This window comes from Pseudonocardia asaccharolytica DSM 44247 = NBRC 16224 (assembly GCF_000423625.1).
GTDB lineage: Bacteria > Actinomycetota > Actinomycetes > Mycobacteriales > Pseudonocardiaceae > Pseudonocardia > Pseudonocardia asaccharolytica.
Window position 1 is genome coordinate 1 of record NZ_AUII01000039.1, and the last position, 13,954, is coordinate 13,954.

General features: G+C 73.1%; 15 protein-coding genes. 11 read left to right on the forward strand and 4 right to left on the reverse strand.

All coding sequences use genetic code 11. From position 1 onward, the window contains the following. Positions 1-250: 250 nt before the first annotated feature. Entirely contained in the window at positions 251-655 is a 405-nt protein-coding gene (locus G567_RS34945) for an STAS domain-containing protein (RefSeq protein WP_051233445.1), read from the reverse strand. A 217-nt stretch (positions 656-872) separates the two neighbouring features. Here G567_RS34945 and G567_RS0122890 point away from each other — a divergent pair, with 217 nt between their 5' ends. From G567_RS0122890 to G567_RS0122915, 7 genes are read left to right on the forward strand one after another with little or no spacing between them, the layout of a single operon-like run. Continuing rightward, on the forward strand, positions 873-2,666 hold the full coding sequence (locus G567_RS0122890) for a thiamine pyrophosphate-requiring protein (protein ID WP_028931789.1): 1,794 nt from the start codon (positions 873-875) through the stop codon (positions 2,664-2,666). Positions 2,667-2,691: 25 nt separating this feature from the next. Next, positions 2,692-3,153: a hypothetical protein gene (locus G567_RS0122895; protein WP_028931790.1), complete on the forward strand. Its 462-nt coding sequence runs from the start codon at positions 2,692-2,694 to the stop codon at positions 3,151-3,153. Next, entirely contained in the window at positions 3,150-3,884 is a 735-nt protein-coding gene (locus G567_RS0122900; protein ID WP_028931791.1) for a gluconate 2-dehydrogenase subunit 3 family protein, read from the forward strand. Before G567_RS0122895 ends, G567_RS0122900 begins: the two co-directional genes overlap by 4 nt. After that, positions 3,884-5,602, forward strand: coding sequence for a GMC family oxidoreductase (locus G567_RS30785; RefSeq protein WP_051233446.1), 1,719 nt, complete (start codon positions 3,884-3,886; stop codon positions 5,600-5,602). The genes G567_RS0122900 and G567_RS30785 overlap by 1 nt, the downstream gene beginning before the upstream one ends. Continuing rightward, the gene (locus G567_RS36430) at positions 5,599-5,793 is read left to right on the forward strand and encodes a hypothetical protein (protein WP_245585762.1); all 195 of its coding nucleotides are present in this window, start codon (positions 5,599-5,601) and stop codon (positions 5,791-5,793) included. The genes G567_RS30785 and G567_RS36430 overlap by 4 nt, the downstream gene beginning before the upstream one ends. Further along, positions 5,754-7,391 (forward strand): glycoside hydrolase family 15 protein, encoded by a 1,638-nt coding sequence (locus G567_RS30790; RefSeq protein WP_245585763.1) that lies wholly within the window; start codon positions 5,754-5,756, stop codon positions 7,389-7,391. Before G567_RS36430 ends, G567_RS30790 begins: the two co-directional genes overlap by 40 nt. 33 nt (positions 7,392-7,424) lie before the next feature. After that, a complete protein-coding gene (locus tag G567_RS0122915) occupies positions 7,425-8,042 on the forward strand; it encodes a UdgX family uracil-DNA binding protein (protein ID WP_028931792.1) in 618 nt (205 codons plus the stop codon). Between the two features lie 28 nt (positions 8,043-8,070). On the opposite strand, the gene G567_RS33590 is transcribed toward G567_RS0122915, so the two are convergent. Then, positions 8,071-8,283 carry a hypothetical protein gene (locus tag G567_RS33590; RefSeq protein ID WP_084796376.1) on the reverse strand — a complete coding sequence of 71 codons (213 nt, stop codon included), beginning with the start codon at positions 8,281-8,283 and terminating at the stop codon, positions 8,071-8,073. Positions 8,284-8,615: 332 nt separating this feature from the next. On the opposite strand from G567_RS33590, the gene G567_RS0122925 reads away from it, so the two are divergent. The 4 genes from G567_RS0122925 (at position 8,616) to galK (ending at position 12,525) form a co-directional block, all read left to right on the forward strand. After that, positions 8,616-9,020, forward strand: a complete 405-nt coding sequence (locus G567_RS0122925; protein WP_028931794.1) for a ChaB family protein — start codon at positions 8,616-8,618, stop codon at positions 9,018-9,020. Positions 9,021-9,108: 88 nt separating this feature from the next. Further along, a complete protein-coding gene (locus G567_RS0122930; protein ID WP_037057917.1) occupies positions 9,109-10,128 on the forward strand; it encodes a glycosyltransferase family 9 protein in 1,020 nt (339 codons plus the stop codon). A 181-nt stretch (positions 10,129-10,309) separates the two neighbouring features. Then, complete coding sequence (gene galT, locus G567_RS0122935) at positions 10,310-11,353, forward strand: galactose-1-phosphate uridylyltransferase (RefSeq protein WP_028931796.1); 1,044 nt, start codon at positions 10,310-10,312, stop codon at positions 11,351-11,353. Further along, a complete protein-coding gene (gene galK, locus G567_RS0122940; protein ID WP_028931797.1) occupies positions 11,353-12,525 on the forward strand; it encodes a galactokinase in 1,173 nt (390 codons plus the stop codon). The genes galT and galK overlap by 1 nt, the downstream gene beginning before the upstream one ends. 40 nt (positions 12,526-12,565) lie before the next feature. Here the strand turns inward: galK and G567_RS0122945 are convergent, their stop codons facing one another. After that, the gene (locus G567_RS0122945) at positions 12,566-12,754 is read right to left on the reverse strand and encodes a DUF1918 domain-containing protein (protein WP_028931798.1); all 189 of its coding nucleotides are present in this window, start codon (positions 12,752-12,754) and stop codon (positions 12,566-12,568) included. Positions 12,755-12,888: 134 nt separating this feature from the next. Then, positions 12,889-13,887, reverse strand: coding sequence for a sigma-70 family RNA polymerase sigma factor (locus G567_RS30795; RefSeq protein WP_051233447.1), 999 nt, complete (start codon positions 13,885-13,887; stop codon positions 12,889-12,891). Positions 13,888-13,954: the final 67 nt, after the last annotated feature.

A 13,954-nucleotide genomic window follows, 5' to 3' on the forward strand; every position in this document is an offset into this window, starting at 1 on the left:
CGGCCATGAAGAACGCGAACGAGGTGACCAGATACAGGATCGCGATGTCCTTGGGATCGGTCGTGCCCAGCATCCACAGCAACCGGCTGCCCTTGCGGACCGGCCGGGCCGGGTACGGGCGCGTCGTGATCGGCTTCGGCGTCACCGCCGTCATGGCTGCCCTCCTCGGTGATTCGGTGAGGGTGCTGGCCGGTCCGCTCAGGGCCGGCACGAGCGGGATTGTTTCAGACCTCCCGTACCCCCGCCAGACTCAGCCAACCGGCGGGGACCCGTCACCGCTCGCGGCCGAGGCACTGCGCACCAGCTCCCGCACGGCAAGGCTCCGGGTGGGCCGGCAGGGCACGACCGCCGTCAGCCCGCAGATGCGCAACACGGCCTCGATGGCCGCGTTGGTCACGATCGCGATCCTGCGTCCGCGCCGGTCCGTGTACGCCTTGAGCAGTACGCGTACCCCCGCCGAGGCCAGGAACGTCACCCCGGAGAGATCGACGACGACGTCGGGGCCCGCCTTGAACGCGGAGTCGAGATAGACGCTCAGCTCATCGGCGTTGCTCATGTCCACCTCGCCGCGCACGGCGCAGATCACCGGCCCGGACGGATCGGTGAGCAGTTCGGCGGCAAGTATCTCGTCGCCCGAGTTCGTTGCGGCCCCCACGCGCCCGACCCTACCGCCGCAACGCCCCGCAGCGATCCGACGAAAACGGTCCGCGACGTGGACGGCCGGCGGCCGCAGACGGTTGCGAGCGCTGACCGGCGGGTACCGCAGCAACGGCAGACAGGGACGACCGCAAGACAGGGACGACCGCAAGACAGGGACGACCGCAAGACAGGGACGACCGCAAGACAGGGACGCGGACAGGAAGGGATCATCCATGGCAGGCCAGACCGTGGCGGACCACCTGCTGGGACGCCTGCGCGAGTGGGGTGTCGAACAGGTCTTCGGATATCCGGGAGACGGGATCAACGGGATCCTCGCGGCCTGGGGGCGGGCGGACGACGACCCCCGGTTCGTGCAGGCCCGGCACGAGGAGATGAGCGCGTTCGAGGCGGTGGGCTACGCGAAGTTCTCCGGCCGGCTCGGGATCTGTGCGGCGACCTCGGGGCCGGGCGCGATCCACCTGCTCAACGGGCTCTACGACGCCAAGCTCGACCACGTCGGCGTGGTCGCGATCGTCGGCCAGACCAACCGCAGCGCCATGGGCGGCTCCTACCAGCAGGAGGTCGACCTGATGTCGCTGTTCAAGGACGTGGCCTCCGACTATGTGCAGCAGGTCATGGTCCCCGAGCAGCTGCCCAACGTGCTGGACCGCGCGATCCGCACGGCACAGGACCGGCGCGCCCCGACCGCGGTGATCATCCCCGCCGACGTCCAGGAGCTGGAGTACTCCCCGCCGACCCACGAGTTCAAGATGGTGCCCTCCAGCCTCGGAGTGAGCCGGCCGACCCCGGCGGCGGACGACGCCGCCCTGCGGCGCGCGGCCGACGTGCTCAACGCCGGGAGCAAGGTCGCGATCCTGGCCGGGCAGGGCGCCCGCAACGCCCGCGCCGAGCTGGAGCAGGTCGCGGACCTGCTCGGGGCTGGGGTGGCCAAGGCCCTGCTCGGCAAGGACGTGCTCTCCGACGAGCTGCCGTATGTCACCGGCGCGATCGGACTGCTGGGCAGCCGCCCGAGCTACGAGCTGATGATGGGCTGCGACACGCTGCTCACGGTCGGGTCGAGCTTTCCCTACACCCAGTTCATGCCCGAGTACGACCAGGCCCGCGCCGTGCAGATCGACATCGACGCCGGCCTGATCGGCTCGCGGTACCCGTACGAGGTGAACCTCGTCGGCGACGCCGCCGCGACCCTGCGCGCGCTGATCCCGCTGCTGGAACGCAACACCGACCGGTCCTGGCGGGAGAGCATCGAGCACGACGTCGCCCGTTGGTGGGAGACGATGGCGATGCAGGCCGAGCTGGACGCGGACCCGGTCAACCCGATGCGGCTGTTCGCCGAGCTGTCCCCGCGGCTGCCGGACGACGTGATCGTCACCGCCGACTCCGGCTCGGCGGCCAACTGGTACGCGCGCCAGCTGCGCTTCCGCGGCGACATGCGCGGCTCGCTGTCGGGCACGCTCGCGACCATGGGCCCCGGGGTGCCGTATGCCATCGGGGCCAAGTTCGGGTACCCGGACCGTCCGGTGATCGCGTTCGCCGGCGACGGCGCGATGCAGATGAACGGCCTCGCCGAGCTGATCACCATCAAGCGATACTGGCAGCGGTGGACCGATCCGCGCCTCGTCGTCGCGGTGCTGCACAACAACGATCTCAACCAGGTCACCTGGGAGATGCGCGCGATGGCGGGCGCGCCGAAGTTCGTCGAGTCCCAGACCATCCCGGACGTCGACTACGCGGCCTTCGCCGCGGGTCTTGGACTGCAGGCACTCGTCGTCGACAAGCCGGACGATATCGCCCCGGCGTGGGACCGGGCACTGGCCGCCGACCGGCCCACGGTGCTTGACGTGCATTGCGACCCCGACGTCCCGCCGATCCCGCCGCACGCCACCACCGACCAGATGCGCGCCGCCGCCACTGCGCTGGCCCACGGCGACGAGGACCGCTGGGGTGTCCTCGCCATGGGCGTCAAGACCAAGCTGCAGGAGTTCCTGCCGCGCCGGGGACGCTGACCGTGCTGCAACCAGGGAGGCCAGGATGAAGCTGCGGCATAAGCACGAGATCGGCGAGATACATCTCGTCGACCGGATGGTGCGCAACGTCGAACACGGCCGGTTCGAGCGGTCGCTGTCCGGGCTGACCGCGCTCTCCGCGCTGGTCACCGGCGCCGAGGTGTACCTGGAGCACTACAAGGGCAGCTTCGGCAACAGGTGGATGTGGAGCCCGGTCCTGCTCACCCCGCCGCTGGTGGCGGCCGGGGTCGCGGGGGTGTTCTCCCGGCGTGCGGCCAAGACCGCGCTCCCGATCACTGCGGGCCTGTACTTCGTCAACGGCCTGCTGGGGGAGTACTTCCACGCCCGCGGGGTCACCCGCAAGCCCGGCGGCTGGCGGCTGTACTCCTACAACCTGCCGATGGGCCCACCGATCTCCGCGCCCGGCCTGATGTCGATGGTCGGGGGGATGGGTCTGCTCGCGGCCGTACTGCGCCGGGAGCGATGACCGTGGATCTGCGCAGCGGTGCCCACCTACCCAAACTGCGTCCCGGCAGCCAGCCGCCGCCCCCGGACTGGCTGCCCCGCCAGCGCCGCGGCACCACACCCCAGATGATCGGGCGTTATCCCGACCACGACGTGTTCGACGCGATCGACACCTGGGACGAGGCCACGAAGAAGGTTGTGCTGGCCCGCCTGGAGCCGCCGGGCCCGCTGCGGTTCTTCAGCGCGGCGGAGGAGCCGGCGCTGCGGGCGTTCTGCGATACCGCGCTCGCCCAGGAAACCGAGCCGCGCATCCCGGTCGCGGAGACGGTCGATGCCAAGCTCGCCGACGGCCGCCTCGACGGCTACCAGTACGCCGGCATGCCCGACGACCGTGACGCCTGGCGGCTGGTGCTGCGCGGGCTGGACCACACCGCGCGGCAGGCCTACCGGTGCTCCTTCGCCGAGTGCGACACGCGGCGGCGGGAGAACATCGTGCGCGAGTTCGCGCACGGGCGGCTCGTCGGCGGGCCGTGGGACGAGCTGAACGTGCCCCGGGCGTGGTCGGTGGTGATGCGCGCGGTGCTGTCGGCCTTCTACTCCCACCCATGGGCCTGGAACGAGATCGGTTTCGGCGGCCCGGCCTACCCGCGCGGCTTCCTGCGGCTGGGCGGCCCCGGCTACGAGGGGCCGGGGGTGCGCGAGCCGTTCGAGAAACCCGGTGCGGTGAACGTCGATCCGGTGCGGGAAGGCTGATGGGGACGTTCTGGCGCGGGCTGCTCAAGGGCTCGGTCACCCCGCGGGACAACGACTCGCGCTTCCTGCTCGACGTGCACTCCCGCGACCTGCCGGGCGAGGCCACGATGCGCCGCTACGCCGACGACGACGAGGTCGACCTGGTGATCGTCGGGGCCGGGGCGGGCGGCTCGGTGCTCGCCCAGCGGCTGGCCCGGCGCGGCTGGCGGATCGTCATCCTCGAGGCGGGCCCGTTCTGGCATCCCGACGAGGACTGGGTGTCCGACGAGGCGGGCAGCCACCACCTGTACTGGACCCAGAAGCGGATCATCGGCGGGACCGACCCGATCGAGCTGGGCAAGAACAACTCCGGCCGCGGGGTCGGCGGGTCGATGATCCACTATGCCGGCTACACCCCGCGGTTTCATCCCAGCGACTTCTCCACCCACAGCGACGACGGCGTCGGCGCGGACTGGCCGCTGCGCTACGAGGAGCTGCTGGGCCACTACGAGCGGGTGGAGCTGGAGCTCCCGGTGGCCGGGCAGGACTGGCCGTGGGGCCACCCGCACCGCTACCCGTTCTCCCCGCACCCGGTGACCGGCGCGGCGCTGCGCCTGGTGGAGGGTGCGCACCGGTGCGGGATCGAGATGCGCGTCGGCCCGGTCGGCATCGTCAACGGCACCTTCGGCAACCGCCCGCACTGCATCTACCGCGGCTACTGCCTGCAGGGCTGCAAGGTGAACGCCAAGGCCAGCCCGTACGTCACGCACCTGCCCGACGCGCTGGCCCACGGCGTCGAGGTCCGGGCGAACTGCATGGCGCTGCGGGTGGACATCGATGACGCGACGGGGGCGGCGCGCGGCGTCGTCTACGCGCGGGAGGGGGAGGGTGGGCGGACGCTGCAGCGCGCGGCCGCGGTGGCCGTCGCCGGTTACTCGATCGAGACCCCGCGGCTGCTGCTGGCCTCGACCAGCCGCCGCCACCCACGCGGGCTGGGCAATGCCGAAGACCAGGTCGGCCGCTACGTCATGGTGCAGGGCGCGTCGCAGACCGCCGGGCGCTGGCCCGACGAGCTGCGGATGTACAAGGCACCGCCGCCGGAGATCTCCTCCGAGCAGTTCTACGAGACCGACCCCGGCCGCGGGTTCGCCCGCGGCTTCTCGATCCAGACCGTCTCCCCGATGCCGATCGGCTGGTCCGAACACGTGCTCGCCGACGGGCACTGGGGCCGGGCGCTGCGCGAGTACATGCGCGACTACAACCACTGGGCCACGATCGGCGTGCTCAACGAGCTGTTGCCGCATCCGGAGAACCGGGTCACGCTCGCCGACGAGACCGACCCCTACGGCCAGCCGGTCGCGCGGATGGACTACACGCTCACCGACAACGACAAGACCAACATGGCCTACTCCACGAAGGTGATCACCGACATCCTGCGCGCCGCCGACGCCCAGGACGTGCTCATCATCCAGCGCTTCGCCCATCTGATCGGCGGAGCCCGGATGGGCCGGGCTCCCGAGCACAGCGTGACCGATGCCGACCACCGGATCTGGGGCGTGCCGAACGTGTTCGTCGCCGACGGTTCGGTCTGCCCGACCCAGGGCGCCGCCAACCCGGCGTTGACGATCATGGCGCTCGCCTCGCGACTGGCGGAGCGGATGGCCGGGGGCGACCCCGTTGAGCACTACCGCGCTGTCCGGGCCAGACGTATCCCGATCTCGACGAGGAGCCGACGATGAGGATTCCGCGCCTCGCCCGCGCCGCGGCCGCGGGCGTAAGCGACGACCTCGTCGACCGGTTCCCACCGCATGTGCTGCGCGAGTACGCGCTGCTGGCCGACGGCGAGCGCGGCGTCGTCGTCGGCCCGCGGGGGACTTCGCCTGGATGTGCATGCCCCGCTGGGGTTCCGACGCGGTGTTCGCCTCGCTGATCGGGGGCCGCGGCTGCTACGCGGTGACCCCGGTCGGCCGGTTCGTCTGGGGCGGGCACTACGAGCCGGGGAGTCTGATCTGGCGCTCTCGCTGGGTGACCACCGCCGGGATCGTCGAGTGTCGGGAGGCTCTGGCCTTCCCCGGCGAGGCACGGCGGGCGGTCGTGCTGCGGCGGATCGTCGCGAGCTCGGGCCCGGCCTGCGTCGACGTGATGTTCGAGCCCGCGGCCGGGTCCGGCCGCGAGCCGCTGCGCGAGCTGCACCGCGACGAGGACGGCCGCTGGACGGGGCGGGCCGGTGGGCTGTGGCTGCGCTGGAGCGGGGCCGCGGATGCCAAGGCCGACGCCGACGGCAACCGGCTGACCACCCGCATCGAGCTGGCCGCGGGCGACCACCACGACCTCGTGCTGGAGCTGTCCACCGGCGTGCCCGAGCGCGGGCCGACCGACCCGGACGTCGCCTGGGAGGCGACCGCCGCCGCCTGGCGGCGCGCCGTGCCGGAGCTGGACGCGACGACGCTGGCGCCCCGCGACGCCCGGCACGCCTACGCCGTGCTGCGGGGCCTGACCGGCGCGAGCGGCGGCATGGTCGCCGCCGCGACCACCAGCCTGCCCGAGCGGGCCGGAGCGGGACGCAGCTACGACTACCGGTTCGTCTGGATCCGCGACCAGTGCTACGCGGGGCAGGCCGTCGCGGCGGCGGGTCCGTACCCGCTGCTGGATGATGCGGTCCGGTTCGTCGCCGAGCGGCTGCTCGCCGACGGGCCGCGGCTGAGACCCGCCTACACGGCGTCGGGTGGGCCCATCCCCGATGAACGCTCACTGGACCTGCCCGGTTATCCGGGCGGGACCGACATCCTCGGCAACCACGTCAACGCCCAGGTCCAGCTCGACGCGTTCGGCGAGGCGCTGCTGCTGTTCGCCGCGGCCGCCCGGCACGATCGGCTGGCGACCACGCACTGGGCGGCGGTGCGCGCCGCGGTGGCGGCGGTCGAGCAGCGCTGGCGCGAACCCGATGCGGGGGTCTGGGAGCTGGACAACCGCCGATGGGCGCATTCTCGCCTGATATGCGCCGCCGGGCTGCGGGCGGTGGCCGGGCTGGTCGCGGCCGCGGATGCGGCCCGCTGGAGCGGGCTGGCCGACGCCATCGTGGCGGACGCGGCGTCGGACTGTCGCCACCCCGACGGCCGCTGGCAGCGTGCGCCCGACGACCCCCGCGTCGACGCCGCGCTGCTGCTGCCCGCGCTGCGCGGCGCGGTGCCCGCGGCCGATCCCCGGTCGATCGCGACGCTGCGCGCGGTGGTCGCGGACCTGAGCCGGGACGGTTACGTCTACCGGTTCCGCCAGGATGCCCGCCCGCTCGGCGAGGCGGAGGGCGCGTTCACGCTGTGCGGGTTCGTCATGGCGCTGGCCGCCCAGCAGCAGGGCGACGTGGTGGCCGCGGCCCGCTGGTTCGAACGCGGCCGGGCCGCCTGCGGCCCGCCGGGTCTGTTCGCCGAGGAGTACGACGTGACCCAGCGCCAGCTGCGTGGCAACCTGCCGCAGGCCTTCGTGCATGCGCTGCTGCTCGAGGCGGCGACGCGGCTGGCCGGAACGTGACGGCCGGACACCTGCGAGACGAGGAGACCTCCGATGGCCGGAGCCGCCGAAACCGCGAGCGATCTGGAGACCCTGCGCCGGGCGGCGGCCGACTGCACAGGCTGCGAGCTGTACCGCAACGCGGAGCAGACCGTGTTCGGCCGCGGTCCCGCGCCGGCCCGGCTGATGCTGATCGGTGAGCAGCCCGGGGACCGGGAGGACCGGGCGGGCGAGCCGTTCGTCGGCCCGGCCGGGCGGCTGCTGGACCGCGCGCTGACCGAGGCCGGCATCCGGCGCGACGAGGTCTACCTGACCAACGCGGTCAAGCATTTCAGCTTCGAGCAGCGGGGTGAGCGCCGCATCCACCAGACCCCGACCGCCGCGCAGATCCGCGCCTGCCGGCCGTGGCTGGATGCGGAGCTGCGGGTGGTCGCACCCGCGGCGCTGGGCGTCCTGGGCGCCACCGCAGCGCAGGCGTTGCTCGGCCGCACGTTCCGGGTCACCCGCCAGCGCGGCCAGATGATCGACTGGGAGGGTCACGCGGTCGTGGCGACGGTGCATCCGTCGGCCGTGCTGCGCGCCCCGCCGGAGCGCCGGGCGGAGCTGTTCGACGGGTTCGTCGAGGACCTGAAGGTGCTCGCCGCCGCCCTGCAGCGCATTGTGGAGCCATAGTGCGTAAGATGCGCCCGCCCGGACCGCGTTATGGAGCCATAACGCAGTGGGCCCCGGTGGCGGGGAACGTCATGGCTCCATGAGGCGCGGGGGGCGGCCCGAGCGAGCGCGGGGCGGCCAGCAGCAGCCGGCGCCGCGGGTGGGCGGGCGCGAGCGCCCGCAGCGCCGGCACCACGACCAGCAGGTCACCGAGGTTGAGGGCGCGCAGCGCGAGCGCAACGGGACGCTGCGGCGGCCTCACTCGTCACCACGGCGGCGCCACGACCGGGCCTCGGCGCCCGTCGGCCCCTCGTCCGGATCCTCGCCGCCGACCCGGCCAACGAACAGCTCGTTGCGGCCGGTCCCGGTGGTCGTCGGCGACGTCCCGGCCGCCGGTCGCGCGGCTGCGCGCCACGTTCGGGTCGCGGGCCATATCGGACTCTCCGTCGGCCTTGGTCCGGCGAAACAGCGCCCGGATCCGCTCGAACATCGTGCCCTCACCTCCGCCACTCGCCGTTCGGGTACCCGGCTGCTCGGGCCGCTACCCGCGGCCCCGCACGTGTAGTCGGCAGCCCGGCGCGGGTATGCCCGGTCATGCCTGCACGTGAAGAGTTGCCCAGCACGCTCCAACGTTCCGACGAGAAGGCGCAGCGCACCTGGATGGAGGCGCACGATTCCGCCGTGGACAGCTACGGCGAGGGGCAGCGCGCCCACCGCACGGCCTACGCCGCGCTCAAGCACACCTACGAGAAGGTCGGCGACCACTGGGAGCCCAAGGACCGGCGCGGGCCGTCCGACGAGCAGGCCAGCCGCGGCGCCCGCGACACCCAGCGTTCCACCGCGGGTGGGGTCGACGCCAACGCGAGCAAGAAGCACCTGCAGGAGGTGGCGCGCAAGCTCGATATCGGCGGGCGGTCGACGATGACCAAGGACGAGCTGGTCGAGGCGATCCAGAAGACCAACAAGCGCGCTACCGCGAAGAGCCGCAGCTCGACATGAGCCGTGCCGAAGGCAGGGGGTGAGCGTCCCCGGACGTCACCCCGGGGCGGACCGCGGGGCGCCGCTTCGGCCCGGAGAGCTCCGGCGCGTGCTGCTGGTGCGCGCGGACAACCTCGGCGACGTGGTCATGCTGACCCCGGCGATCCGGGCGCTGCGTGCCTTCGCCCCGCGGGCCCGGTTCGATCTGCTGGCCTCGCCCGCCGGCGCCGCGGCCGCGCCCCTGATCCCCGAGCTCGACGACGTGCTGGCGGTGCCGGCGATCTGGCAGCAGCTACCCGGCCCGGGCGACGGGGCGGGGGCGAGGGAACGGGAATGGGCCCTCGTCGAACGGATCCGGGGCCGCGGCTACGACACGATGCTGGTGTTCACCTCGTTCTCGCAGTCTCCATGGCCGGCCGCGCATCTGGGGCTGCTGGCCGGTGTCGGCACCCGGGTGGTGCATTCGCGCGAGTTCGGCGGGGCGGTCGCCACGCACTGGGTCACGCCGCCGCCCGACGACACCCACCAGGTCGACCGCGGCCTGGACCTGCTCGCGGCGGTCGGCGTGCCCGCCCGGGGCGGACGGCTGCGGCTGCGGATTCCCGACGCCGACGTCCGCGCCGCGGCGGAGCTGCTCGGGCAGCCGGCGCCGTTCGCGCTCGTGGTGCCCGGGGCGTCGTGTTCGGCCCGGCGGTACCCGGCCGAACGCTTCGGGGCCGCCGCCGCCGCGATCGCGGCCGCCGGCCTTCCCGTCCGCGTGGCCGGTCCGGAGGACGAGGCCGCCCTGGTGGCCGACGTGGTGCGTGCCGCGGCACATCCGCGGGTGTCGGCGCTGCCCGCCACCACGCTGCCGCGGTTCGCCGCCGTCGTGGCGCGTGCGGCCGTGGCGCTCACCAACAACTCCGGCGGCATGCATCTCGCCGACGCGCTCGGCACCCCTGTCGTCGCCGCCTACGCGGGTACCGAACAGATCGGCGATATGCGACCGCGCACCGTGCCCGCCGCGCTGCTCGGCGTCACGGTGCCCTGCTCCCCGTGCCGGCTGCTGCGCTGTCCCTACCGGCACGAATGTCTCGACGTCCCCCCGGAGCGGCTCGCCGCGGCGGCCTGTGAACTCGCCGGCGCGTGACCGCCGCGCTCACAGCGGCAATCACGAGGGCACGCGGTGTGGGCCCGGCGGATTACATTGACGGGTTGTCCGAACCCCATGCAATCTGGGTGAACTCCGGCCGGAGGAGGGCGTGTGGGGTTGCTCGCCCGGCGGCGCCAGGATCCGCCCCTGGTCGGTGCGGTGGGACGGTGGCGACGCGGTGAAGCGGACCGAGGGCGTGCTCTCCGATGGCAGGCGCATCATCTGGTTCGACGAGAGCGACGACGCGGTCCGCGACGGGATCGATCGGCGCCCGCTGCCCCGGGTGGCCCTCGCCTCGCAGCTGCGGTTCGATCCACTGCTCGGCGAGTGGACCGCCATCGCGACGCACCGGCAGGACCGCACCTTCCTGCCCTCCGCCGCGGAATGCCCGCTGTGTCCCACGATCCCCGGCCGGCATACCGAGATCCCCACCCCGGACTACGACGTCGTGGTGTTCGAGAACCGGTTTTCCGCCTTCGGGGGCGGGCCCGATGCGCGCGGGCGATGCGAGATCGTCTGCTTCACCAGCGACCATTCCTCGTCGTTCGGCGCGCTCACCCCCGCCCGGGCACGGCTCGTCGTCGATGTGTGGGCGGATCGGACGGCGCAGCTGGGCGAGCTGCCCGGCGTGCGGCACGTGTTCCCGTTCGAGAACCGGGGAGCCGACATCGGCGTGACCCTGCATCACCCGCACGGCCAGATCTACGCCTATCCCTACGTGTCGCCGCTGCCGGCCCGGATGCTCGCCATGGCCAGGACGCACGCCGCGGCCACCGGGCGCAACCTGTTCGCCGACGTGCTCGCCGCGGAGCGGGAGGCGGGGGAGCGGGTGGTGCTCGCCGGGCGGTACTGGACGGCGTTCGTGCCGCGGGCGGCCCGCTGGCCGGTGGAGGTGCATCTCTACCCGCACCGGCGGATGCCGGATCTGCCCGCGCTGCGCTACGCCGAACGCGACGAGTTCGCCGAGCTCTACCTGGACCTGCTCGGCCGCCTCGATGCGCTCTACGACGATCCGCTGCCCTATGTCGCGGCCTGGCAGCAGGCGCCGGCGCGCCCCGATTCGGACGGCGACCGCGACCTGAGCCACCTGCATCTGCGGGTGTTCTCCATCCGGCGCGCCCCCGGCAAGCTCAAGTACCTCGCCGGGTCCGAGAGCGGGGCCGGGGCGTTCATCAACGACGTGCTGCCCGAGGCGGTCGCGCAGCGCCTGCGGACGGCGTGATGGGCGGGCCCGCCGCGCTGTTCCGGCGCAGTTTCGGTACCGAACCGCAGGTCGGCTGGCGCGCGCCGGGACGGGTGAACCTCATCGGCGAGCACACCGACTACAACGACGGCTACGTGCTGCCGATCGCGATTCCGTTCGGCATCGGGGTGGCCATGGCGCGCAATGGGTCCGATCGGTTGCGTCTGGTCTCGGCGCAGCACGGGGAGGGCGTGGCGGGCATCGCGCTCGACGCGCTGGAGCCGGGCGCGGCACCGGGGTGGACGGCCTATCCGGCCGGCGTGGTGTGGCAGCTGCGCCGTAGCGGGCTCGCCGTCGGCCGCCGCGGCGGCGGCCTGGACATCGCGGTCGATGGCGATCTGCCCGGCGGCGCCGGCCTGTCTTCCTCGGCCGCGCTGGAATGCGCGGTGGTGATGGCGCTCGACGACCTGCTGCGTCTCGGCCTGACTCGCCCGCAGGCCGCCGCCCACGCGCGGGCCGCGGAGAACGACTTCGTCGGCGTGCCGTGCGGGGTCATGGACCAGTACGCGTCGCTGCTGTGCACCCGCGGGCACGCGCTGTTCCTCGACACCCGCACGCTGGACACCGAGCAGATTCCGCTCGATTTCGCCGCGGCGGGCCTGCACCTGCAGCTCATCGACACCCACGCCCCGCACCGGCTGGTCGAGGGCAGCTACGCCGAACGCCGCCGCAGCTGCGCCGAGGCCGCCGCGGCACTGGGCGTCCCGGCCCTGCGCGATCTCGACCCGGCCGCGCTCGACGGCGCGCTGGCCCGCCTGACCGACGCGACCGCGCGGGGCCGCGTCCGCCACGTCGTGACCGAGAACGCCCGGGTGGCTGAAACGGTGCGCCTGCTGAGGCACGGGAGGCCAGAGCGGATCGGCCCCCTGCTCACGGCCTCGCACGCCTCGCTGCGCGCGGACTACGAGGTCACCGGCCCCGAACTCGATCTCGCAGTGGAGACCGCGCTGGCGGCCGGAGCCTCGGGAGCCCGGATGACCGGGGGCGGCTTCGGCGGCAGTGTGATCGTGCTCAGTACCGCCGCCCGCGCCGGCGCGATCGCCGGCGCGGTGTTCGACGCCTTCGCCGAGCACGGGTTCAGCGCCCCCGCCCGGCTGGAAGCCCAGCCGAGCCGGGGTGCTGCGCGGACCGCGGTCACCGCCGGAGCGTGACCGCGGTCCGGTTCGTCCGGGTCGTCATCCCGGGTGCTGCCTATGCCTCCGCCGGCAGGACCTGGGAGTCCGGGCCGGGGAAGTAGATCGACTCGTGTCCGTCCTGCCAGCGCACGCGGTAGTGCGAGGTATCGGCCGAGCCGAGCACCTCGAGGATCTCACCGCGGCGCGGAGGAACATCGAGCACCGAGGTGTTGATCACGATCTGGTCGCCGACGTCGGCACGCATTTGCTCGCTCCTCTCGAAAAAGGGGGGCTTCCGCCGCTTCCTGCGTCCGGCGGCCCTCCAGGCTACCTGCGCGCGAAGATCAGCGGCAGGGCCGGAAGCCTCTGGCCGGAGGCCGGATCGGGGCGCAGCCCGCCTCAGCGGTCGAGGTGCGGCGGCAGCCCGAACAGTTCGAACAGCTCGCTGCCGAGAAAATGCGTGATGCCGGTGATCCGGCCGTCGGCCACCTCCGGGAGCTGGATCGAGAACGGTTGATGCCGGCCACCTGGCCCGCTGGGCCGGTAGGCCGCGAACCCCATCGCCCCGTTCGCCGCGACCGGGAGCAGCCGGGAGCCGCGGCATCCGCTGCCCGGGCCGAGCATCCAGGCGCCGATATCGGCACGGCCGCGCAGCCACAGCTCATACGGCGGCATGGTCTGCACGGCGTCCTCGTGCAGCAGGGCGACCAGCGACTCGACGTCGAACCGCTCGAAGGCCGCGACGTATCGGGCGAGCAGCGCACGGTGCTCCTCGTCGAGCGGGTCGGCCGGACGGCCCGCAGTGAGATCACGGCTCGCGAGCGTGGCGCGGGCCCGCTGCAACGCGCTGTTCACCGACGCGACCGAGGCACCGAGCAGTTCGGCGCTCTCGCTCGCCGACCAGCACAACACGTCGCGCAGGATCAGCACCGCTCGTTGTCGCGGCGGCAGATGCTGCAGCGCGGCCACGAACGCAAGCCGGACCGACTCGCGGGCCACAGCCATCTCGGCCGGATCACCGGTGGCCGGCAGTACCCGGTCGTCGTGGATCGGCTCGACCCAGGCCCCGCCCTCGAGCGGGGAACCCAGGGCCTGATCGGTGGGTGGGCCCGACGGCGTGAGATCCATCGGGAGGGCTCGCCGCTTGCGGCCCTTGAGCATGTCCAGACAGACGTTCGTGGCGATGCGGTAGAGCCAGGAGCGCAGCGACGAGCGGCCGGAGAAGCCCTCCAGGCCGCGCCAGGCCCGGATCATCGTCTCCTGCACCGCGTCCTCGGTCTCGAACGCCGAGCCGAGCATCCGGTAGCAGTACCCGGCCAGCTCCCTGCGGTGTTGTTCCAGTCGCGGGTCTAGTTCCGCGGTGCGCGGAAGCGTGGTTCCTCCGGAAAGACCGGCCATCAGGGCCCCCTCCTGCGACGGTTGAGTACCCGGCGAACCGGGCGTGGGCCAGGATAGGGAGCCCCAC